Origin of the sequence: Mesorhizobium sp. B1-1-8 (assembly GCF_006442795.2) — a bacterium.
In the GTDB taxonomy this organism is placed as follows: domain Bacteria; phylum Pseudomonadota; class Alphaproteobacteria; order Rhizobiales; family Rhizobiaceae; genus Mesorhizobium.
This window is the reverse complement of the sequence record NZ_CP083956.1, coordinates 231190-252992: the sequence shown is the minus strand read 5'-3', so window position 1 is coordinate 252992 and position 21803 is coordinate 231190. Positions and strand designations below refer to the sequence as shown.

17 protein-coding genes are annotated in these 21803 nt (G+C 62.7%); 13 read left to right on the top strand and 4 right to left on the bottom strand.

The features are described 5' to 3' along the window. The first annotated feature begins 53 nt into the window (after positions 1 to 53). From FJ974_RS01155 to FJ974_RS01125, 7 genes are all read left to right on the top strand, one after another. The gene (locus FJ974_RS01155) at positions 54 to 1070 is read left to right on the top strand and encodes a glycosyltransferase family 2 protein (protein ID WP_140534486.1); all 1017 of its coding nucleotides are present in this window, start codon (positions 54 to 56) and stop codon (positions 1068 to 1070) included. Positions 1071 to 1189: 119 nt separating this feature from the next. Continuing rightward, positions 1190 to 1582, top strand: coding sequence for a hypothetical protein (locus FJ974_RS01150; RefSeq protein WP_140534488.1), 393 nt, complete (start codon positions 1190 to 1192; stop codon positions 1580 to 1582). A gap of 530 nt (positions 1583 to 2112) precedes the next feature. Further along, positions 2113 to 3444, top strand: coding sequence for a UDP-glucose dehydrogenase family protein (locus FJ974_RS01145; protein WP_140534489.1), 1332 nt, complete (start codon positions 2113 to 2115; stop codon positions 3442 to 3444). A gap of 43 nt (positions 3445 to 3487) precedes the next feature. After that, positions 3488 to 4570 carry a glycosyltransferase gene (locus tag FJ974_RS01140; RefSeq protein ID WP_140534491.1) on the top strand — a complete coding sequence of 361 codons (1083 nt, stop codon included), beginning with the start codon at positions 3488 to 3490 and terminating at the stop codon, positions 4568 to 4570. A gap of 185 nt (positions 4571 to 4755) precedes the next feature. Continuing rightward, positions 4756 to 5997 carry a glycosyltransferase gene (locus FJ974_RS01135; RefSeq protein ID WP_140534493.1) on the top strand — a complete coding sequence of 414 codons (1242 nt, stop codon included), beginning with the start codon at positions 4756 to 4758 and terminating at the stop codon, positions 5995 to 5997. 337 nt (positions 5998 to 6334) lie between these two features. Continuing rightward, positions 6335 to 7504: a glycosyltransferase gene (locus tag FJ974_RS01130; RefSeq protein ID WP_140534494.1), complete on the top strand. Its 1170-nt coding sequence runs from the start codon at positions 6335 to 6337 to the stop codon at positions 7502 to 7504. Continuing rightward, the gene (locus tag FJ974_RS01125; RefSeq protein WP_140534496.1) at positions 7501 to 8967 is read left to right on the top strand and encodes a lipopolysaccharide biosynthesis protein; all 1467 of its coding nucleotides are present in this window, start codon (positions 7501 to 7503) and stop codon (positions 8965 to 8967) included. The genes FJ974_RS01130 and FJ974_RS01125 overlap by 4 nt, the downstream gene beginning before the upstream one ends. On the opposite strand, the gene FJ974_RS01120 is transcribed toward FJ974_RS01125, so the two are convergent. The 3 genes from FJ974_RS01120 to FJ974_RS01110 all read right to left on the bottom strand — a co-directional run bounded on the left by FJ974_RS01120 (position 8863) and on the right by FJ974_RS01110 (position 12768). Beyond that, positions 8863 to 10248, bottom strand: coding sequence for a polysaccharide pyruvyl transferase family protein (locus tag FJ974_RS01120; protein WP_140534497.1), 1386 nt, complete (start codon positions 10246 to 10248; stop codon positions 8863 to 8865). The genes FJ974_RS01125 and FJ974_RS01120 overlap by 105 nt on opposite strands. Positions 10249 to 10313: 65 nt before the next feature. Beyond that, positions 10314 to 11102, bottom strand: coding sequence for a family 16 glycosylhydrolase (locus FJ974_RS01115; protein WP_140534499.1), 789 nt, complete (start codon positions 11100 to 11102; stop codon positions 10314 to 10316). 406 nt (positions 11103 to 11508) lie between these two features. Continuing rightward, the gene (locus tag FJ974_RS01110; RefSeq protein ID WP_181177183.1) at positions 11509 to 12768 is read right to left on the bottom strand and encodes a glycosyltransferase family 4 protein; all 1260 of its coding nucleotides are present in this window, start codon (positions 12766 to 12768) and stop codon (positions 11509 to 11511) included. 414 nt (positions 12769 to 13182) lie between these two features. Between FJ974_RS01110 and FJ974_RS01105 the strand changes: the two genes are divergently transcribed. The 6 genes from FJ974_RS01105 to FJ974_RS01080 all read left to right on the top strand — a co-directional run bounded on the left by FJ974_RS01105 (position 13183) and on the right by FJ974_RS01080 (position 20765). Next, on the top strand, positions 13183 to 14355 hold the full coding sequence (locus FJ974_RS01105; RefSeq protein ID WP_140534502.1) for a glycosyltransferase family 4 protein: 1173 nt from the start codon (positions 13183 to 13185) through the stop codon (positions 14353 to 14355). 25 nt (positions 14356 to 14380) lie between these two features. Then, positions 14381 to 15370, top strand: coding sequence for a glycosyltransferase family 2 protein (locus FJ974_RS01100; protein WP_140534504.1), 990 nt, complete (start codon positions 14381 to 14383; stop codon positions 15368 to 15370). Further along, on the top strand, positions 15367 to 16305 hold the full coding sequence (locus tag FJ974_RS01095) for a glycosyltransferase (RefSeq protein WP_140534505.1): 939 nt from the start codon (positions 15367 to 15369) through the stop codon (positions 16303 to 16305). The genes FJ974_RS01100 and FJ974_RS01095 overlap by 4 nt, the downstream gene beginning before the upstream one ends. Next, positions 16295 to 17245 (top strand): glycosyltransferase family 2 protein, encoded by a 951-nt coding sequence (locus tag FJ974_RS01090; protein WP_226891440.1) that lies wholly within the window; start codon positions 16295 to 16297, stop codon positions 17243 to 17245. Before FJ974_RS01095 ends, FJ974_RS01090 begins: the two co-directional genes overlap by 11 nt. 74 nt (positions 17246 to 17319) lie before the next feature. Beyond that, positions 17320 to 18216: a UTP--glucose-1-phosphate uridylyltransferase gene (locus FJ974_RS01085; RefSeq protein WP_140534509.1), complete on the top strand. Its 897-nt coding sequence runs from the start codon at positions 17320 to 17322 to the stop codon at positions 18214 to 18216. Positions 18217 to 18383: 167 nt separating this feature from the next. Beyond that, positions 18384 to 20765, top strand: coding sequence for a polysaccharide biosynthesis tyrosine autokinase (locus FJ974_RS01080; protein WP_140534510.1), 2382 nt, complete (start codon positions 18384 to 18386; stop codon positions 20763 to 20765). A gap of 139 nt (positions 20766 to 20904) precedes the next feature. Here the strand turns inward: FJ974_RS01080 and FJ974_RS01075 are convergent, their stop codons facing one another. Next, positions 20905 to 21612 carry a metallophosphoesterase family protein gene (locus FJ974_RS01075; protein ID WP_226891439.1) on the bottom strand — a complete coding sequence of 236 codons (708 nt, stop codon included), beginning with the start codon at positions 21610 to 21612 and terminating at the stop codon, positions 20905 to 20907. Between the last annotated feature and the right edge of the window lie 191 nt (positions 21613 to 21803).

Genomic DNA, 21803 nt, shown 5'->3' with positions numbered 1-21803 from the left:
GTCAAGGTTCCGGGGTGGGGAACTGACCAGCCATGCAGTCGAAAGGTGAGCCCATGCCCGTGACGACCCCGAGGGTCTGCGTCATCATCGCCGCCCGCAATGCGGCGCGCACGATACCCGCCGCCATCGCTTCGGCTTTGCGCGAGGCCGAAGTGGCGGAAGTCGTGGTGGTCGACGACGCCTCCACCGACGATACGCAAGACGTGGCGCGCGCCGCCGATGACGGCAGCGGCAGGCTTTCGGTCATCCGCCTCGACGTCAACCGCGGCCCATCCTTTGCCCGCAACGCTGCGATCAAGGCCTCCAAATCGCCGTTCCTCAGCATCCTCGACGCCGACGATTTCTTTCTCGAGGGCCGCTTTCGCCGGCTGTTTGCCAGCCTCGACTGGGATTTCGCGGCGGACAACATCATGCTGATCAGGGACGATGCGTCGACCGACCTGGCCAAGCTTGCCGCGCCGCCCTTCGCGGCCGATCCGGAATTTCTCGATTTCGAGCGCTTCGTCGACGGCAACATTTCGCGCCGCCGCGTTCGGCGCGGCGAACTGGGTTTTCTCAAGCCGGTGATCAGCCGGGCGTTCCTCGACCGCCACGGGCTGAGCTACGACGAGAACCTGCGGCTCGGCGAGGACTACGAGCTTTATGCGCGCGCCGTCGCCTGCGGGGCACGCTTCAAGATCATCAAGTCCTGCGGCTATGGCGCCATCGTCCGCGCCGATTCGCTGAGCGGCCGCCACAAGACGCAGGATCTGAAGCGCCTTGCCGACGCCGACCTGGCGCTGCTGGCGATCAACAACCTGCCGGAGCGCGCGAAAGCCGCGTTGCGGCGTCACGAACGCCACGTGCGCAACAAATACCGGTTGCGCAATTTCCTCGACGTGAAAGCCGAGCGCGGCATCGCGTCGGCCGCGGCTTACGCCTTCGCCAGTCAGTCCAATCTGATCCCGATCGTCAGCGGCGTGGCCGCCGACAAGCTGGACGCGCTGTTCCGCCGCACCGGCATTGCCGCAGAGCAGCAGGTGCCGCCGATGCGCTTCCTCATGGCAGCAACCAACGCGGCAAAAGAGTGATCCCGCGTCGGTTTCCGGGAGTCGTCCCAAAAAATCCGCGTTCCGAAACTACGAGGTTGCCTAGTCGCTTCGACGATGGCAATCTATGTTGCGGTGCAGCAAATTCGAAAGGCCGATGAATGGCGTCGATTTTCGGCTTCAGGTCCAGGGATCCGGGCCGCGACCGGCAGACCGATCTCCAGCGCTTCGACCGTCTGGCGAAGCTGTTCGACCAGATCGCCGCCGAGATCGAGGCGGAGAAAACCGGATTGGAGAATCGCTACCGGTCGACGGCGGCCAATGCTGCTTTCCTGGTCGAGGCGGTGGAAAACGGCTCGGCATCGACCGGCAAGCTGTCGGAAGTTGGCGCGATGACCAACGCGATCCTGAATTGCGAGCGGCGCATTGCCGAGCTCGCGCACCAGAACGGCCTGATGAAGGAATTGCGTCATTCGTTGGATGCGATCGTCGACGACGGTGCCGAGCGGTCCGGTTCGCGGACCGGCCCTGCCCGGTCGGCGACAAGAGGCTGACCGGCGCGCCGGCTGGCGCCGGTCATCGATACGAGACATAAATCATCGGTACAAGACTTTAGAGGAGTTCACGGGGCGAAGGATCAGAAGGGCTCGTTCGAAGCGGGCCAAGACTGACTTTGGGTTGGGCGGACAGCACAAAGGTAAGTTTGTTTATGAATGCAGATCCGGACAACGCCTCCGCCGCGGCGGTTTGCAGCGCGTCGCGCGCCCCATTCGCCGCCAACGCAACGCCGTCATCCTCGCGCTTGTCCCGAGGATCCGCCGTCGCACGCGGATATAGCGCAACCAGTTCAGGGAGGCCGGTAGATCCTCGGGACAAGCCCGAGGATGACGCCAAGGCATGCCGATTATTCAAACTCCCTAAGCCATATGCGATTGCCCAGCATAAGTGAGAGCAACCAAACGCATGATCCCGAAAAGTGGGATCTCGGATAAGATCATGCCCGAACATCCAGGCCGATCGGCCCGGGGGACATCTGAACCAGCCGGGCCGCAGGCGACCCGGCCATGAACAGGAACAAAACCGAATGAACTTGACGGTGTTTGGAATTGGCTATGTCGGTCTTGTCCAGGCCGCTGTGCTGGCAGAGGTTGGGCACGAAGTGGTCTGCGTCGACATCGACGAGTTGAAGGTGGAGCGGCTCAACCAGGGCCTTATCCCGATCTTCGAACCCGGGCTGGAAAGCCTGGTCAGGGAAAACCACGCCGCCGGCCGGATCAAGTTCACCACCGACGCGGCCGCCGCCGTCAGGCACGGCCAGATCCAGATGATCGCGGTCGGCACGCCGCCCGGCGAGGACGGCTCGGCGGATCTCAAATATGTGCTTGCCGTCGCCGAGACCATCGGCCGCGAGATGGAAACACCCAAGATCGTCGTCGGCAAATCGACCGTCCCGGTTGGAACCTGTGAAAAGGTAAAGTCCAGGATTGCCGAGACGCTGAAGAAACGTGGCCGCGAGGATTTGGCCTTCGATGTCGCGTCGAACCCGGAATTCCTCAAGGAAGGCTCGGCCGTCGCCGATTGCATGAAGCCGGACCGCATCATCGTCGGCACCGCGAGCGAGGACACAGAAGCGGTGATGCGCGAGCTCTACGCGCCGTTCAACCGCAATCACGAGAAGATGATCGTGATGGATGTGCGCAGCGCCGAGTTCACCAAATACGCCGCCAACTGCATGCTGGCGACCAAGATCAGCTTCATGAACGAGATGGCCAATCTCGCCGAACAGCTTGGCGCCGACATCGAGGAGGTGCGCAAGGGCATCGGCAGCGATCCGCGCATCGGCTACCACTTCATCTATCCGGGCCTCGGCTATGGCGGTTCCTGCTTCCCCAAGGACGTGCGCGCCCTGATCAAGACTGCCGAGGGCGTTCAATTCGACGCCAAGCTGCTGCGCGCCGTCGAGGAGCGCAACAACGCGCAGAAGTCGGTCCTGTTCGAGAAGGTCGACCGCTACTTCCAGGGCAATCTCAAGGGCAAGACATTCGCGCTGTGGGGCCTTGCCTTCAAGCCCAACACCGACGACATGCGCGAGGCGCCGTCGCGCAACCTGATGGAGGCGCTGTGGGCGGCCGGCGCCAAGGTGCAGGCCTATGATCCGGAGGCGATGCAGGAATGCCAGGCCATCTACGGTCTGCGCGACGATCTGTTGCTGTGCGGCACCAAGGAGGCCGCCCTGCGCGGCGCCGACTCGCTGCTGATCTGCACCGAATGGAAGAGTTTCAGGGCTCCCTCCTTCGACGCGCTCAAGGACGCGCTGACCACGCCGGTCATCTTCGATGGCCGCAATCTCTACGATCCGAAGGTGATCGCCCGCTACGGCATCGAATACCATTCGATCGGCAGGATGGCGGCATGAGGACATGGCGGCAGGTGGCGAGGCACAATAAGGAGCCAGGTTCATGAAAGTTCTGTTTGCAGGTGGGACCGGCTACACGCCGCAATTCAGCGGCGGCGTTCAGTCGAGCACGCACCATCTGGTCGAGCAGTTGCGCGAACACGGTCATGAAGCCTCGGTTCTGGCGGCGTTGTTTGGCGACGGCATCTTCGGCTTCAAGGCGCGCGCCAAGATGAAGCTGCTCCGCCAGCCTGCCGTGATCGACACGTTCCCGGGCTATCCGGTGGTGCGGGCGTGGTTTCCCTGGAAAGCCGCGGGCTTCGCGGTCAAAAAGCTGAAGCCCGACGTCGCGGTGGTCCAGTGCCACAACTCGGTGCCGATCGGCAAGGAACTGCAGGCGCTGGGCGTGCCGCTGGTCGCCTATCTCAGGAATGTCGAATTCCATGAACTGGCCGGCGATCTGCGCGACCTGCACTCTGCGCTCTACATCGCCAATTCGGAGTTCACAGCCCACGCCTACAAGGAAAAGTTCGGCATCGATTCGACGGTGATTCCGCCCACCATCAATCCTGCGCTTTACAGCACGCCAACCACCGGCCAGTTCGTGACGATGATCAACCCTTACAATGAAAAGGGGTTCGAGCTGGCGGTTCGTATTGCCGCCGAATGCCCGGAGATTCCGTTCCTGTTCGTCGAGAGCTGGATGCTCGACGACGACCACCGGGCCGAGATCGAACGAACGCTCGCCCCGCTCGGCAACGCCACCCTGGAGAGCCGGACCAGCGACATGAAGACGGTTTACGGCCGCACGAAGATTCTGCTTGCGCCGAGCAAATGGGAAGAGGCCTGGGGCAGGGTGGCATCTGAGGCACATTGCAGCGGCATTCCAGTCGTGGGGTCCCGTCGCGGCGGCCTGCCGGAGGCGATTGGCAGCGGCGGTGTGGTGCTCGACTACGATGCTCCGCTGGCCGACTGGGTTGCGGCGGTTCGGCGATTGTGGAACGACAAGGCCGAATACGATCGATTATCGGCCGCGGCACGGGCGTTTTCAGAGCGGCCTCAAATGAACCCCGACAGCCAATTCGCAACGTTCATGGATGTTTTGGGCTACGCCACCGAACAACACAACATGCGCAAGGCCTCGTAAGCCCCAGCCCGCAGCGGGCAATGGGATGGCAGTCGTGCCTGGTGGCAATTCAACGGATGTTGCGCTGCAATAATTTATGTGGCAACGCAGCAGCCGACCGTGTATATTCGACCCGTCTAAACTTGGGGCTTGGGCTTGCCGGACCGTCGATGGTCAGGCCAGTCCGCAACGTTTACGGGCGGGCTATGCGCGTTGGCTTTGTTGTCGGCGAATTTCCCCTCCTGTCAGAAACCTTCGTCGTGGACCAGATGGCTGGGCTGCTGACGCGTGGCTTTGACGTGGAGGTCGTGTGCAACCGGGTAAGGACTGACGATCGCATCGACCGGCGAAGCGAGCCGATGGCGACGCTGCTCGCAAGAACCCAGCGTTGGTGGAAATGGGCCGCAGGCCTCGACGGATTGATATCGCGCTTACCGCCACGCCTGCGCTACAAGGCTTCGATCGCTCTCGATATCGTTTTTGCACGCCGCCTCAACCGCTGCGACGTAATTGTCGCCCACTTCGGACAGAACGGGGAGAGAGCGGTCGCACTCAAGAAATGGAAGTTCCTCAAACCTCCGATCATAACCATCTTTCACGGCGCGGACGTGGCGATCCCCTCACACCAGGCTGTGCTCGCTGCCCAGTATGATGGGCTCATCAAGCGCGGCGCGTTGAATCTGACGGTCAATGAGTTCTTTCGCGGGATGCTGCTGGCGGCAGGTGCCTCCCAGGCAGGGACTGCGGTCCATCACATGGGAATCGATCCTCGCGAAATCAGCTATCGCTGGCAATCATGGGAAGGCACCCAGCTGATCGTGACAACGGTTTGTCGCCTGGTCGAGAAGAAGGGCGTCGAGTTCGCCTTGCGCGCCTTGGCCGTCATGGCGGCCGCCCATCCGCAGATAGACTGGCGCTATGACATCGTCGGTGACGGTCCTTTGCGGCCGAGTTTGGAGAAGCTGGCCGACGAGCTCGGCTTGACGGGCCGGGTGACATTCCTTGGCAGCCTCTCGCATATGGACGTGAAGCGTCGGCTTCGCATGGCGCATCTGTTTTTGCTGCCAAGTGTCACCGCCAGCGACGGCGATATGGAAGGCATCCCCGTCGCGCTCATGGAGGCTATGGCCGCGGGATTGATCGCCGTCAGTACGTATCATTCCGGCATCCCCGAGCTCATCGTGGATCAGGAGACGGGGTTCCTCACACCTGAGCGGGATATTCCGGCACTCGCCGACAAGCTTGTTTGGGTCGCCGAGCATCCGGAGGAATGCGAGCGTGTGGCGCTTGCCGCACGTCGCAAAGTGGAGGAGCATTTCAACGCAGACGTCTTGAATGAACGTTTCGCGCAGATCGTTGCCCAGGTGGCCATGCAGGGCTCTGGGCATGAATCTGCGTCGCATATCGGCGTCGCCAATGCCTTGCCAGGCCCTCCCGTGGCCGGCTGACGGCGCTCTTCAGCTATTGACGGGAAGAGACTTGTGACCTTCGCGACGCAGCGAAGATGTGAAAATCTGCCTGCGCGGCGTCAAAAATGTTGCAGTGCAGCAAGAGCTATACTAGGTTCCCGGCGGGTGGGCCAACAGCGGTCGAGTTCATGCTGTATGTCATGTGCCTCGGGCACGAGTTTCTCGGCTCGACAATCGTCGGCTGCACATCGGCTCCCCGGGCGCTCGATTGTGATGCGCGAGGGCCGGCCCGCGAGCTTCGCGGGCGCGCTGACCATGGCCATGCGCCGTTTGACACGGGCAATCCGACCGGTTTTGGCGCGAGCGCAGCCTGCCCATGAAGATTTGCTTCGTGGTCGACAAGTTCCCCTCCTTGTCCGAGACCTTCGTCCTCGACCAGATAGCCGGGTGCCTTGAGCGCGGCATGGAGGTCGGCGTCGTCTGCAACGAGACGACCTTCGGCAGGGACCGCAATATCGATGATCGACGTTGGCAGGCGCTGCCCGGAAAGGTTGTATGCTGGTGGGGCGGCCTCGGCCGCTACCGTCCGTTGCTCAGGAAATGGTCCGGGAGGCTGTGGGACAAACTCTCGACCGCCATCGATGTCGTGCACGCCCACAAACTGCAGAAAGCCGATGTCATCGTCGCGCATTTCGGCACCAATGGCCTGCGCGTCGCGCGCGCCATCAAGCGCGGCAGGATTTCCGCGCCGCTGGTGACGATCTATCATGGCAATGATGTGGGCGGGCCGATGCATGACAACACGCTGGCGCGTTACAGGCCCGTATTCGAAAACGGCGTTCTCCACCTGCCGGTGAACGCCTTTTTCCGCGACGCCCTGATCGAGGCAGGCGCGGCGCCGGAGAAGGTCTTGGTGCACCATATGGGCGTTCGGCCCGGCGAGATGGAGTACCGGTGGCGCTCTTGGGAGCACGACACGATACGCTTCATCTCGGTCTGCCGCCTGACCGAGAAAAAAGGCATCGGATATGCGCTTCGCGCGCTTGCCAGCCTGCCGCGCCGCGACTGGATCTATTCGGTGATCGGCGGCGGCGAGTTGCTGGAAGGGCTAAAGCGTCTTGCCGTCGAGCTCGGCATCGCCGACAGGGTGAGTTTTCTGGGTCCGAGGCCGCATGCCGAGGTCAAGCAGCGCCTGCGCGACGCGCATGTGTTCGTGTTGCCCAGCGTCGGCGCGCGCGATGGCGATATCGAGGGCATACCGGTCGCGCTGATGGAAGCCATGGCTGCGGGGCTGACGGTTGTCAGCACCTATCATTCGGGGATTCCCGAGCTGATCGAGGACGGCAAGACAGGCTTTCTCGCACCGGAGCGGGACGTCGCGGCCCTTGCCCGCAAACTCACCTGGATCGCCGAAAATCCGAAGCTGTGCGAACCGATCGCGCTCGCTGCACGCCGCAAGATCGAGGCGGATTTCAACGCGGACATGCTGAACGAACGGTTTGCGCAGATTGCTACCGAGCTTGCTGAGATGAGAGCGCCCACATGAACGCCAACCCGCCTCCTCCTCAGTTCGGCCGTGTCGCACTGCGCGGCGGGCTGGTCACCGCCGGCGCCCAAGGGTTCAAGATGGTGATCCAGTTCCTTTCGGTCATCATCCTCGCCCGTCTTCTCGTGCCCGAGGATTTCGGTCTGGTGGCGTCCGTTGGACCGATCGTCGCTTTTGTCGGATTGCTGCAAAATCTTGGCCTGCAGCAAGCCCTGGTCCAGCGCAGGAACATCAGCGAGAAGCAGCTCAACCAGGTGTTCTGGGTCAGCGCCGTTGTCGGACTGGGCAGTTCCGTGGTGGTCGCGGCGCTGGCGCCAGCCATTGCCGCCTTCTACGGCGACCAGCGCATGCTCGGCATCACCATTGCCTCCGCGCTGCCGCTGCTGCTTGGCAGCGTTGCCGCGGTCCCGCTGGCGCTGATGAACCGCCATCTGCAATTCGGTCAGCTGGCCCTCAACGACGTGATAACGGCCGCCGCCGGACTTGTCGTCACCGCGATCGCGGCCTGGGCCGGAATGGGTTACTGGTCGCTGGTGCTGGGGCCGGCGGCCGCGGCAGTGGTTGCGCTCGCCGCAGCATGGCGGGTGGCGGGTTGGACGCCCTCGCGGCCGGATCTGAAAGTCGAGGGCGACATCTTGCACTTCGGCGCCAATTTGACCGGCTTCAATCTCGTCAACTTCTTCTCACGCAATCTCGACAATATCCTCATCGGCAAATATTCCGGAGCGGTCGAGCTTGGCTATTATGACCGTGCCTACAAGCTGCTTCTGTTTCCGCTGCAGAACATCACCCAGCCGCTGACGCGCGTGATGGTGCCGCTGCTCAGCCGCATTCACGAGGACAAGCCCCGCTTCCGCGACCTTTACGTGCGAACCAACTGGATGCTGGCAGCCATAACCATGCCTGGCATCGCGGCGCTGACGCTGACATCCGAACAGGTCGTCGCGCTTCTTTTCGGACCGCGCTGGACAGCCGTGGCGCCTATTTTTGCCTGGCTGGGCGTCGCCAGCCTGATGCAGTCCGTCTCAAGCACCACCGGCTGGATATTCATTTGCCAGGGCAAGACCAAGGTGATGTTTCAGTGGGGCATCTACTCGTCGCTGACGACGGTCGCCTCTTTCGTCGTCGGCCTGCATTGGGGTGCTGTCGGCGTCGCCGCTGCCTACGCCATCAGCGGCTATTTGCTGCGCATTCCCGTGCTTGCCGTGCTGGTCCACCGCGTCGGTCCGGTGACTGCCGGCGATTTCCTGGTCATGCAAGGGCTGTTCATCGCTTCGTCGCTGCTGGCCTGGCTTGCCTTTCTGGGGCTGCCGGCCTCGCTCATCGGCCGATCAGACCTTTTCGCCGTGGCCCTTGCGCTATGCCTCAACTACGGGCTCGCCCTGATCCTGATGCTGATCTTTCCCCAGTCGCGCAAGATGCTCTTCGCCACCCTTCCGAACATTGCTCGCAACATGCGCTGAAGCGCCGGCGACCAGGGGCCGCAACAAGTCCGCGGCCGACATCGCCGAGGTATGCTCTTCAAGCACGGCCTGAAGGCTGGTGCGGCGATATTGGTCGAGGTTGCCGGCAAACCTGCCCAGCTTTTCGGCCGCCTCCTGCGGCGTGACGGTGTCGATGTCGAGCAACAGGTCGGCGACACCGATGCGCTTGGCGACTTCCTTGGTCTTAAATTCATAGGCGATCGGCAGCACCGGCGTGCCGACGCAAAGCGACATGATCATCATATGCATGCGCGTCGCGACGACGAAATCAAAACCTTTCACCAGTGCCATCAACTGATCGGGAGTATGGAAGGAAGCGTCCACACTGACGTGCCTGGCGATCTCCGGATCAAGCTCGGCAACGATCGCGCGCGCCGTCTTGGAATCGTCGTGCGCGTATTCCGGCACGCCCTGGCATGTCGACACGAAGGTCACTTCCTTGGCGTGATCCCTGACAAGGATGGTCGCGATCTCGCGAACCGAATCGATATAGCGGCGCATGCCGCCTTCCCCGTCATTGACATAGTTCCAGTGGCGGACGGAGATGGCGACGCGGCCCGTCTCTGCCGCTGGCTTGGCGGAGGCCAGCCGTTGTTCGATCCTGTCGGTGTCGGCGAGCGCAAACACGGCATCGGCCACGACATGGCATTTGCCAGGCTCTTTCACCATGTCCAGTATGTGGCCTCTCGAACGCTCGTCGCGCAGCAGGATGAGCGGACTCCGGTCGAAGATCGGCCCCAATTCCTGTCGATTGTAGCTTTTGTTGAACGGACCCAGGGATTGCGTGAAGAAGACGGGATCCTTGCCAAGGATTGCGTCGATGCGGAACTGGTTCAGTCGCCGTTCAAGGTTGTAATTCTCGACCAGATAGGTGCCGCCTGTCGTGACCACGAGGTCGGCGTTTCGATAGATATCGAGACCGCGCCGGTCACCCTGGCTGAGAAAAGCACTGCTCGCGGGGCTGTTTTTGGCGAACCGCCGCAGAGCGCGGAAAACACCCCAATTATAGACCGACTTGAGCTGGTCTTTTATCCTTCGCCCATCTTTGTACCTGAACAGGGATTCCGACAGCAGCTTGTGAAATTCAAGACGTGGATAGTCCTTTTTCGGGTAGAGCCTCGCAGCGACCTCCGGCTGACTGTCGAAAACGAAAAATTGCGTGTCGCCGCCGGCAACGGATTGGAAGATATGGCATATGGCCAGGAGAATCGCCGCATCCCCGGTATTCAGGCACACGGTGTTTTCGATGACGATTCTCATGCGGTAATCCTCGTTTTTTTGTGTTCGCCGCCAAGGCCCTGGCTTTCAGTTTGCGGCAGCTGGCCTCACGAACTGATATCGGACCGCCTGTAGCCGTGGATGGTCATGACCAGCTTGTCGGCGGGCGCCATCGGCTCCCATTTGCCGGCCCAGCGCGGATCCATGACGTCGCCCGCGGCGACCCACAGGTCAAAATAGGGCTTCATCGGATTGCTCGGGAAAGCGCCTCCGGTCGTGTCGGCGGGTGTCACGACGGCGGCTTCCTTGCCATCGATGAAAAACGCTACTCTTTTGCCGGCTTCATATTCTATGCCGAGCCGGTAGCGTTGACCCGACAGGTCGCCAAGCTTGACCCATTTGACCCAGACGCTCTTGTGCTTGTTGTCCACGCTTGCCCAGACGGTGAGCTGCAGCCCCCTGGTGCCGACGATCTCGAAGTCGATTTCCTCGTGGGCCTTGTCGTTGAACGTCCACAGCGGAGCCGCGATAAGCCCCGGCCGCATGGTTGGCAATGTCACGTCCACTTCCCAGCGCGCGGCTGAGGCCGCCGCCGATTTGCCGCCGGCGATGACTTCCGCGGAGGCCTTTTCGCTGACGGTCAGTTGCAGCGCGCCGTCGACAATCTTGACGTTCGAGCCCTTCCAGTCGTAGCCGCCGAGCTTGGGTTCGCTCCACTGCGAGGGAACGAAGGGGTTGTTGTACTTCCAAAGCTGGAGCTTGACCTTTGACCAATCCGGAAGCGGATCGAGGGCGGGCTTGTCGGCAACCGTCTGCGCCAAAGCGCGTCCGGCGACCAGCGGCATTGCTACTGAGGCACAAAGGCATGCCAGAAGTTCTCTGCGTTTGACGTCCATAACCGATCTCCGATTGCAGCGCCCCCGATTTCACTTCGAATTGGACTGGCCGAGACGATCTGTGGTCCGACTCGCACGCCTGGTCGCTGGTGCTCCGCGTCCGGCCGATTTGCGAACAGAGCTTTGTGGCGGACCGAATGCATTGCCTTGCAAACTCAGCACTCCTGACTTTCGTGCAGTTTAGGTCCGTGAACCTGACCGTCTTTGAGCACCGAAATGCTCCGTCCAACGTCAACAGTGCTGCGAGGATATGGCAATTTTTGCGGCGGCGCATCAAAAATTGTTGCAATGCAGCAAATTTATCCAGCTCGCCACGACCGCAGGCGCCCGACTGTCCGCACGGCTGGCAAGACAGAAGTCGGCTGCGTTCCCGTCAGGCAACCGTTCGATTAAGTCCGCGGCGGGCTCAGGCAGCCGAAGCTCTCGGCGGCGAGCGGATCTCAGCCGCTGGGCCCTTTTCTCCGGATTCAGGCGGCAGGGATTGCGGAGAAGAAATGTCGTGCATTGGATCGAGCCGGGCCGGCTCCCTGGTGGACTCCAGCGCGACACGATCGTAAAGCGCGTCGAAAAATTCCGCCGCCGGCCCTGACCCGAACATGATCTCGGCCGTTCTGCGGGCCTGGCGCCGCAGCGGCGCCATCAGTTTCGGCTGCCCTATATAGACGGTTAGCCGTTCGACGGCCTCGGTGGCAAGGCGCTCGACCTCGTCGCGGAAATAGCGCGCGTAGCCCGCATCGCCCCGGAAATTATATCCCGGGCTCGACCAGTCGCCGGTCTCGGTCAGCTTCACCGGCAACGAGATCCCGTTGACACCATCCTGCAGGAATTCCGGCAGGGCACAGACCCTGGTGCCAAGGACCGGCGTGTGTTCCGACATCGATTCCAGCGCCGAATAGCCGAACGTGTCGCCGAAGGTGGCGAGAATGCCGAAATGCGAATGGCGCAACAATTGCCGCACCTCATGGTTGGGCAGCACACCGTGATGTTGGACATTCTTCAGGTTAAGCAGCCCGAGATAGGGATCGAAGAATCCCGGGCTTGTCGGATCCGTCCATATCGGGCCACCAACTTGCAGGCTCGAAACGATGTTTAGCCGGATCGGCAGGTGCCGCTCTAAGGCCTTTTCCGCGATCTTGACCGCCACGCATCCGCCCTTGCGGCCGAAATGGGCGCCGACGAATGTCAGCACGAGCTCTTCCGCGGTATTGTCCGCCATCGCATCCTCGACGGCAGGAACGATGATGTTGGGATGGCGCACGATCAGCTTTTCGGTGAGGACCCCGAGATCGGGATTGTCGGCGTGCTGTTTCAGAAAGCATCTGCGGGCAAAATGCGACAGGGCGATGATCCGGCGGCAGCGGGGGCTGGCGATCCGCGATCGCATATACTGCGGTATCCGGCCCTTCTTGCGCAGGGCGAAATGACGCGGCAAATGCGATTCGAAGGACATGATGAATTTCGAGGCGTTGACCGGTATCCGGTTGAACGCATGTACGAGGTCGACCGACCGGTCGGGCTCGATCAGCGTGATGCCTTCCAGCTTCGACGAGATCAAATTGAACGGCAGAAACCGCTTGCGCAGGATCGTATGTCTGGAAGCGCGCGGTGTAACAAAACTGGTCGGGTACTTGTCGTCGTAGACGGCAATGCGAAGAGATCTGCTCATGCCATGCTCCGCCTGTGCAATTAGCTGCATGGGAGTCTTCGCAAAGCAGTGCCGAGCCGCCCCAACTCTGCACGCCACCGCTGCAACCAGGTGCAGGCGGCAAACCCATGCTCAGTTCTGAAGGCCTACTTACGTTTACGATTTTAAAACCATATTTTATTGCGGTGCAACATATTAATTTAACGCACCCGTTCTCGTGCGTCCGATTTAGATCGCCGGATCGCGTCGTTGTGATCGGCGACCCCGACGCGAGGCGCGGTTTTGCCCGCTTTCAGGTATATTTTCACGCTGAAATGCCGAAAAATCGTGCAGTGCGATGAGGCTGCCGTTTTGCTACGCTGCACCAAAAATGTTGCGATGCAGCAAAAGCTGTACTAGCATCCTCCTGGGTGGGCCCAAAAGCGGTCAAGTTTCATGCTGCATGTCTTGTACCTTGTGCATGACGTATCCGACCCGGCGGTGCGCCGGAGGGTCATCATGCTCAGGGCAGGCGGTGCCAGGATAACCCTGGCAGGCTTCCGCCGCACCACCGATCCGGTCGCCGAGATCGAGGGCCTCGAGCCGATCGACCTTGGCGCGACGCGTGACGGCCGATTCGCGCAGCGCATCGGCGCGGTGGCCAAGGCGGCGGTGTCGATCGGCGCCAAGCTGGCCGCAATGCAGCGGCCTGACCTCATCATTGCGCGTAACCTGGAAATGCTGGCGCTCGCCCGCCGCGCCAATGGTGTTTTCGGGGCGCGCGTGCCGATCGTCTACGAATGCCTGGACATCCATCGTCTGGTGCTGCGCAACGACCTGCTCGGTCGGACGCTGCGTGGCGCCGAACGCCATCTCGCCCGTGACGTGAAGCTGCTGGTGACGAGCTCGCCGGCTTTCGTTGCCAACTATTTCGAGCCGTTCGGGCAAATCGCCGCACCGGTCGAGCTGGTCGAGAACAAGTATTTCGACACCGCTCCGGTCACGGCGGACGATCTGCGCGAGGAGGGCAACCCGGTACCGCCGCCCTGGCGCATCGGCTGGTTCGGCGCGTTGCGCTGCCGCCGCTCGCTGGAGCTTCTGGCCAAGTTCACCCGCGGGCAGAACGGTCGCTTCGAGGTCGTACTCAGGGGCCGTCCGGCGCTGTCGGAATTCCCGGATTTTCATGGCCTAGTCGAGGCCGAGCCGTGGCTTTCGTTTCGCGGGCCCTACCGCAACCCGGAAGACATGGCGGCGATCTACCGGGAGGTGCACTTCGCCTGGGCGATCGATTTCTTCGAAGAGGGTCAGAATTCGGAGTGGCTGCTCCCCAACCGCCTTTACGAGGGGTGCCGTTTCGGCGCCGTGCCGATCTCGATGGCCAGAACCGAAACCGGCCGCTTCCTCAAGCGGCATGATATCGGCGTGCTTCTGTCCGAGGCCACGCCCGAGGCGCTCGATGCCGCGCTTGGCCGGATGGACCAGGACCGCTTCCGCAGGCTGAAGTCGCGCGTTCTGGCGCGCAATCCGAGAACCTGGAGCTACGACCGCAGCGATTGCCTGGCCTTCGTCGACAAGCTGCGCGGCCTTGCCGCAACCCCCGGCACCTTCGCGGCCGAGGCGTTGGCGTAGCATGACCGAGGATACGCACGCGCCTATGACGCAGACACCGGCATCGAGCCTGATCGTCATTCCCTGCCTCAACGAGGCCGCCCATATCGGCACGCTGCTCGAACAATTGCGGCCGGCCGCGGCACGGCTCGGCGCCCGCATCGTCGTTGCCGACGGCGGCAGCACCGACGGCACGCAAGCCATCGTCGAAAAGGTCGCGGCGCAAGATGCGCAGGTCGCGCTGCTCGCCAACCCGAAGCGCATCCAGAGCGCAGCGATCAACCTCGCGGTCGCAGCGTTCGGCGATGGCGCGGACTATCTCATCCGCATCGACGCGCATGGCGGCTATCCCGCCGATTATTGCGACAGGCTGGTCGAGGAGGCGCTGGCGACGGGCGCGGATTCGGTGGTCGTCTCTATGCTGACCAGCGGCACCGGCGCCGTGCAGAAGGCTGTCGCCGCGGCGCAGAATTCCAAGCTCGGCACCGGCGGTTCCAAGCACCGGCATTTGTCGGCCGGCGAATGGGTCGACCACGGCCATCATGCGCTGATGCGCATCGACGCCTTCCGGGCCGTGGGCGGCTATGACGAGACCTTCAGCCACAACGAGGACGCCGAGCTCGACTATCGCCTGCGGCGGGCCGGCTACCGCATCTGGATGAGCGGCAAGACGCAGATGGTCTATTATCCGCGCTCCTCGCTGAAGAGCCTTTATTTCCAGTATCTCGGCTATGGCCGCGGCCGCGCCAAGAACGTGCTGAAGCACCGCATGCTGCCGAAGATCAGACAGATGATCCCGCTGCTGGTCGCCCCCGTGGTGCTGCTCGCGCTCTTCTCCTTCGCCCACTGGCTGGCGGCGGTGCCTTTCCTGCTGTGGGCGGCAGTGTGCCTCGGCTACGGCGTCGTGACGGCGATACGCCAGGCCAATGCGGGCATAGCGCTGGCCGGCGTTTCCGCGATGGTTATGCATTTCGGCTGGTCGGTCGGCTTCTGGCTGCAGCTGCTGACGCCCAGAGCGCGGCGCGGGGTGGCATGATGACGGGCCGCTCCATCGACATCTGCATCTGCACGTTCCGGCGGCCGGAGCTTGCCGACACGCTGCGTTCCATCGCCGCGCTGGAGACGCCCGAGGGATTCGAAATCGGCATAGTCGTCGCCGACAATGATGACGAGCCGACGGCGCATTCTCAGGTGAAGGCGTTGGCGCAGGAGCTGAAGTTGCCCGTCCGCTATCGCCATGCGCCGGCGCGCAACATTTCGATCGCCCGCAATGCCTGTCTCGACGCCAGCGTGTCGGACTTCGTCGCCTTCATCGACGATGACGAGACGGCTTCTCCCGCCTGGCTTGTCGAACTGGCGGCGACCGCGGACGAAACAGGGGCGCCCGCCGTGCTCGGACCGGTCAGGGCACGCTACCGCGCCGACGCGCCCGACTGGATGCGCAAGGGCGATTTCCATTCGACCTTGCCGGTCTGGGTGGGGGGCGAGATCCGCGCCGGCTACACCTGCAACGTGCTGCTCAACATGGCCGACGCAAGCTTGCGCAACCGGCGCTTCAGCCTGGCGCGCGGCCAGACGGGCGGCGAAGACACCGAATTCTTCGACAATATGGTCAAGGCGGGCGGGCGCATCGCCTTTGCGCCCGACGCCTTTGTCGAGGAGGTGGTGCCGCGTGCCAGGGCGGCATTCGACTGGCTGCGCCGGCGCCGCTTCCGCTTCGGCCAGACGCATGGCCACCTGATCGGACGCGATGCCGGCGGCGTGCGCCGTGCCGGCCAGATCGGTCTCGCTTCCGCCAAGGCGGCCTATTGCTTCGGCATGGCGGTTTTGACGGCGATCAGCCCGGTCCGACGGAACCGCAGCGTGCTGCGCGGCATTATGCATGTTGGTGTCGTCAGCGGTTTGGTCGGCGTCCGCGAAATCCGCCAATACGGCCTCACCTCGCAGCAAGGGGACAAGCGTGCAGCCTGACGTCAGCTTCGTCATCGCCGCCTACAACGCCGAGGCGACCCTCGACCGGGCGATCGCCAGCGCGATGGCGCAGCGCGACGTCAGCGTCGAGATCATCGTCGTCGACGACCAGTCGCGCGACCGCACGCTCGACGTCGCACGCTCTTATCCCGAGGATGTCGTCAAGCTGATCGCGCTGCCCGCCAACCGCGGTCCCGGCGGGGCCAGGAATGCCGGCCTCGATGCTGCCCGCGGCCGCTGGGTGGCGGTGCTCGATTCCGACGATGCGGTCTTGCCCGGCCGGCTGGCCGCGATGATCGCACGGGCCGAAAAGGCGGATGCCCAGATCGCGGTCGACAATGTCCAGGTCGTGCGCGAGGACGGCACGCCCGAGGACATGATGTTCCCCGCCGGCTATCTGGAAGCGCTGCGCGAGATCTCGCTCGCCGACTACATCGCCGGCAACGTCGTCTTCGAATCGCGCTTCAACCTCGGCTATCTGAAGCCCGTCTTCCAGCGCCGGTTCCTGAACGAAAACGCGCTTCGCTACGACGAGAATTTGCGCATCGGCGAAGACTACATCTTGCTGGCGAGCGCGCTGGCCAGGGGCGGCCGCTGCGTGGTCGAGCCGACCACCGGCTACGTCTATCATATCCGCACCGGCTCGATCTCGCGCGTGCTCGAATTGCATCATGTCGAGGCGATGGCGAGCGCCGACGCGGCTTTCGCCGCGGTGCATCCCATGGACGACCGGGCCAGGGCCGCCTTTGCGAGGCGCGGCCGCAGCCTGCGCAAGGCGGCGTCATTCCTGTCGCTGGTCCAGCACATCAAGGCGCGCGCGCCGCTCAAGGCGATACGCACGGCGCTCAGCGATCCGGCCGCGGTCAGGCATATGTCGATGCCGATCGCGGTCCGGCTCAAAAGGGTTGCGGCACAGTTTGCCGTGGGGACGGGGAGGTGAAGCATGCGGGCACATGGAATGATTTTTCATAGCCAGCTTTAGCTAAAAATCGATCTCCTCAGAAGGATTACGCGATGCAGAAAGTCAGGAAGGCAGTCATACCGGTGGCGGGGCTCGGAACGCGGTTCCTGCCGGCGACCAAGTCGATGCCGAAGGAAATGCTTCCCGTCGTCGACAGGCCCGTCGTGCAATATGCCGTGGACGAGGCATTCGAGGCCGGCATCGAGCACATCGTCTTCGTCACCGGCCGCAACAAGGCGGTCATCGAGGACTATTTCGACCTGCATCCTGAATTGATCGGAACGCTCGAGCAGGCCGGCAAGAGGGCGCAGCTCGAATCGCTGGAGGACCTTTTGCCCGTGGCCGGCGCCACCAGCTTCATCCGCCAGCAGTCGCCGCTGGGGCTCGGCCATGCCGTATGGTGCGCGCGCGAGGTGATCGGCAACGAGCCGTTCGCGCTTTTGCTTCCCGACATGGTGTCGTTCGGCGCGCCGGGATGCCTAGCCGAAACGGTCGACCTCTACCAGCGGACCGGCGGCAACGTCATCGCCGTCGAGCGTTGCGACCCCTCCGAGACCAGCAGCTACGGCATTGTCGGCCGCGGCGCCGAGGTCGGTTCCGGTTTCGAGGTGACGGCGATGGTCGAAAAGCCGGCCCCCGCCAATGCGCCGTCGAACTTCTACATCAACGGCCGCTACGTCTTGCAGCCGGAAATCTTCGCCCTGCTCGGCAACCAGCAGCGTGGCGCAGGCAATGAAATCCAGCTTACCGATGCCATGGTCCGCCTCGCGCAGAGCCAGGCCTTCTACGCCCAGCCGTTCAGCGGCCGTATGTTCGACTGCGGCTCCAAGACCGGCTTCATCGAGGCCACCATCGCCTTTGCCCTGGCACGCGACGACATGAAGGGACCTGTCTTCGAGATGCTGCAGCAATTCGTCCGGTCGCATGAGCGCCGGGAAGTAGCCGCATAATGCCCATCTTTTGGGTGCATATGCGAAATCGCGATGGCGCAACAGCCGCCCCGGCGCGTGGCCCTCATGGGTCCGCGCGTTCCGGCATGAATGTTGCGTGGTCTCTTCTGGTAACGACGCCACTTTTCGAAGGCCGGTAGCGCCTGCAACCTGGAATTGGACCGAAGATGAACTATGCCAACTTCCCCCTCGACAAGAGGATGCCATTGCCCAGTACCGATCAGGAAAAGGGTGAAGACTTCATCGATGTCGAGCGTCTGCTTGGCATGGCGGCCCGGCAGGCCAAGGTGGTGGCGGTCTGCGCCATCATCGGCCTCTTCCTGGGCGTGATCTATCTGCAGACAACACCCAAGCAATACACGTCGTTCGCCGCTGTGCTGATCGACGAGGGTCTGAACAAGGTGGTCGACGACATTTCGGCGGCATCCGTCACCATGCAGAACGACGCAGCTCTTCTCAGTCAGATCGAGATTCTCAATTCCGCGCGTCTGGCATCGGTGGTGGTCGACAAGCTGAAGCTCGATCAGAACCAGGATTTCATGAACCCGCCGCAATCGGCTTTGGCCCAGGGCGTCGGTTTCCTGCGTGGCGTGTTCGGTTTTTTCCGCAGCGGTTCCGACGACGTCATCCCCGGCATGGAAAATGTCGACGCCGCGACGCGCGCGGCGATGATCAAGACGGCGACTCATGACTATGCGGTGCTCAAGCTGCAGAACGAAATTCAGGCGCAGCGCAACGGCCGCTCCTATGTGATTTCGATCGCGTATCAGTCGACAAATCCCGAGCTCGCAACAGCCATCACCAAGGCCTATAGCGACGCCTATCTCGCCGATCAGCTCAACGCCAGCTTCGACGCAACCGAGCGCGCCGCAGTCTGGCTGCAGGGCAGGCTGACCGAGTTGCGTGAAAGCTCGCAGGCGGCCTCGCTGGCGGTGGAGAAATTCCGGGCCGAGCACGGCCTCTCGGCCAACAGCGAGGGCCAGTTGCTGAGCGACAAGCAGCTTTCCGATCTCAACGCCCAGCTCATCGTCGCGCAGGCCGACACGGCACGCGCCAGCGCCCGCTACCAGCAGTACAAGGCGATCGTCGACAGCGGCTCTGAAAGCGCCTTCAACGATTCGGCCATCGCGTCCGATCAGCCGAGCAGCTCGGTCATCATAGCGCTCAAGACCCGCTATCTCGCCGTCACCAAGCGGCTGCAGGATATCGAGGCGAATTTCGGCAAGGACCACCCCCAGGCAGTGGCGCTCGCCAAGGAGAAGGCCGACGTGTCGGCGCAGATCTTCGGACAGCTGAAGCAGCTCACCGAAAGCTATCGCAACGACTACGAGGTGGCGCAGGCGCGCGAAACCGCGCTGCGGGAGAAGATCGCCACTGCCGCCGGCAAGAGCTCGATCGACAACCAGTCGCAGGTGAAGCTGAAGGAGCTCGACCAGCAGGCACAGGCGCTCACCACGCTCTACCAGACCTTCCTCAGCCGTTATGAGGAAGCCTCGCAGCAGCAGACTTTCCCGGTCGGCAAGGTCCGCATCATCTCCGATGCGACGATGCCGCTTTCGGCGTCGAGCCCGCGCACCTTGCGGGTGCTCGCTCTGTCGCTGGTGCTCGGTCTGATGCTCGGCGCCGGCTGCGGCGGGCTGAACGAATTCAACGAGCGCTTCTTCAGGACGGGCGAGGACGTTCGCGACCGCGTCGGGCTGAAATTCCTCGGCTACCTGCCGACGATCGGCGGCGGCAAGGTCAAGGACGAAAAGCCTGACGACGTGCCGGTCGACGCCAAGGTCGCCAGCCTGTCGGCCGCCGAAAAACGGGCGCGAATGCGGGTCAGCATCGATGCGCCGGCCTCAATGTTCGCCGAGACGCTGCGCAACGCCAAGATCGCCTTCGACGTGGTGATGGAAGACCAGGGCAGCCGGGTCATCGGCGTCATCTCCGTGCTGCCCGGCGAGGGCAAGTCGACGGTAGCGGCAAACCTTGCCGGATTGCTGGCCGCCAACGGCGCCAAGACATTGCTGATCGACGGCGATTTGCGCAATCCTGGCCTCAGCCGCAGCCTCGGCATGGAAACCGAGCAAGGGCTGATGGAAGCGGTGGTCAACGGCCAGACTTGGCAGTCAGTCGGCAAGGTCGACCGGCAGACCAAGCTGGCGATCATCCCGGCCGTGCTGCGCGGCCAGTTCTCGCACACCAGCGAGCTTCTCGGTTCGGCCGGCATGCGGCGCTTCATCGAGAACGCCAAGGAGACGTTCGAGTATATCATCGTCGACCTGCCGCCGCTCGGCCCGGTGGTCGACGCCAAGGCGTTCGCACCGCTGGTCGACGGTTTCGTGCTGGTCACCGAATGGGGTCGCACGCCGCGCGCCATGGTGCGCTCCATGCTCGAATCGGAACCCTATATCGCGAACAAGATCGTCGGGGCGGTGCTGAATAAGGTCAATTTGAAGAAACTGGCGAAATACGGCTCGCTCGGCGGATCGGAAAAATTCTTCGACCGCTATTCGACCTACTATCTGGAGAAGTCGGAGCAACGCACCAAGCAGGCCGCCTGAAGCAGTTCCAGAGCAATTCCAGGCAAAGTGTGAAACGTTAGGCTCGGCGCCTTCGCCGTAGCCCTCCGGAATTGCGCCAAACAAAGAAATTCCACCGTTTCCGTGAAAACGGTGGACCGCTGCTAGAAAAGCGCAGCGTTCAGTCTCGGGACGATAGCAGCCGGCCATATTTGCCGACGATCCTGAGCGCCGTCAGCCGTCCGCTCCGGAAGGCGCCGGTGTCGATGCCGAGCGCCCGTCCGCCGAGCTTCGGAATCTCGACGATAGTGTGGCCGTGCACCACCCACCGGTCGAGCCGGTGGGCGGCCTGGAAGAACTCCTCGCGGATGTTGAGCAGGTCGGCCTCGTCCTGCGCCTCGAGCGCGATGCCGGGTCTGATGCCGGCATGAACGAACACGAAGTTTTCCGAGCACACCATCACCGGCAGCGTGCGCAGGAAGCCGACATGGCTGGCGGGAATAACCTGGCGGATGCGGTCGTCGACGTCTTCGCTCGAAGCGTAGAGGTGTTCCAGGCGCGCCGGATCGACGCCGTAGGAAAACAGCGTCTCCAGTCCGCCAACGCCCAGCCAGGATTGCCGCGAAAGATAGCCGTCGAGATAGTTCAGCATCATCATCTCGTGGTTTCCCGCCAATGAGATGCGCAGGAAACCTCTCGGCGGCGGCGCCATGAGATGCTCGACCACACGCCGCGAATTTGGCCCGCGATCGATATAGTCGCCGAGCATAATGATGATCTTGCGGCCGCGGAACCGCAGCGCGTCGAGGACAATCTTCCGCTCCAGCGCCTGCAATTCGTCATAGCAGCCATGCACGTCGCCGACCGCGTAGACAATCGTGTCCCGCATGTCCATCACCAGGCGCTCGCGCGGCAGGGCCCGGGTTCGTCTCGATCGCTGGAAAAGGCTCACGTCTTGAGGCTCGGTACTCGGATAAGCATTGCGCCACAAGGGTGTGGACCAAGCCTCGATATCATGCCGGATGCCAACAATTCCACACCGGCCGGCGCTTCACACCGCCACACCGGATCAAGCAGCTA

Coding starts and splice junctions, on each gene's coding strand:
- FJ974_RS01110 (WP_181177183.1), bottom strand. CDS start 12,768: ATGAGCAGATCTCTTCGCATTGCCGTCTACGACGACAAGTACCCGACC.
- FJ974_RS01080 (WP_140534510.1), top strand. CDS start 18,384: ATGAACTATGCCAACTTCCCCCTCGACAAGAGGATGCCATTGCCCAGT.
- FJ974_RS01085 (WP_140534509.1), top strand. CDS start 17,320: ATGCAGAAAGTCAGGAAGGCAGTCATACCGGTGGCGGGGCTCGGAACG.
- FJ974_RS01075 (WP_226891439.1), bottom strand. CDS start 21,612: ATGCGGGACACGATTGTCTACGCGGTCGGCGACGTGCATGGCTGCTAT.
- FJ974_RS01135 (WP_140534493.1), top strand. CDS start 4,756: ATGCGCGTTGGCTTTGTTGTCGGCGAATTTCCCCTCCTGTCAGAAACC.
- FJ974_RS01130 (WP_140534494.1), top strand. CDS start 6,335: ATGAAGATTTGCTTCGTGGTCGACAAGTTCCCCTCCTTGTCCGAGACC.
- FJ974_RS01150 (WP_140534488.1), top strand. CDS start 1,190: ATGGCGTCGATTTTCGGCTTCAGGTCCAGGGATCCGGGCCGCGACCGG.
- FJ974_RS01100 (WP_140534504.1), top strand. CDS start 14,381: ATGACGCAGACACCGGCATCGAGCCTGATCGTCATTCCCTGCCTCAAC.
- FJ974_RS01105 (WP_140534502.1), top strand. CDS start 13,183: ATGCTGCATGTCTTGTACCTTGTGCATGACGTATCCGACCCGGCGGTG.
- FJ974_RS01140 (WP_140534491.1), top strand. CDS start 3,488: ATGAAAGTTCTGTTTGCAGGTGGGACCGGCTACACGCCGCAATTCAGC.
- FJ974_RS01125 (WP_140534496.1), top strand. CDS start 7,501: ATGAACGCCAACCCGCCTCCTCCTCAGTTCGGCCGTGTCGCACTGCGC.
- FJ974_RS01095 (WP_140534505.1), top strand. CDS start 15,367: ATGATGACGGGCCGCTCCATCGACATCTGCATCTGCACGTTCCGGCGG.
- FJ974_RS01115 (WP_140534499.1), bottom strand. CDS start 11,102: ATGGACGTCAAACGCAGAGAACTTCTGGCATGCCTTTGTGCCTCAGTA.
- FJ974_RS01120 (WP_140534497.1), bottom strand. CDS start 10,248: ATGAGAATCGTCATCGAAAACACCGTGTGCCTGAATACCGGGGATGCG.
- FJ974_RS01155 (WP_140534486.1), top strand. CDS start 54: ATGCCCGTGACGACCCCGAGGGTCTGCGTCATCATCGCCGCCCGCAAT.
- FJ974_RS01145 (WP_140534489.1), top strand. CDS start 2,113: ATGAACTTGACGGTGTTTGGAATTGGCTATGTCGGTCTTGTCCAGGCC.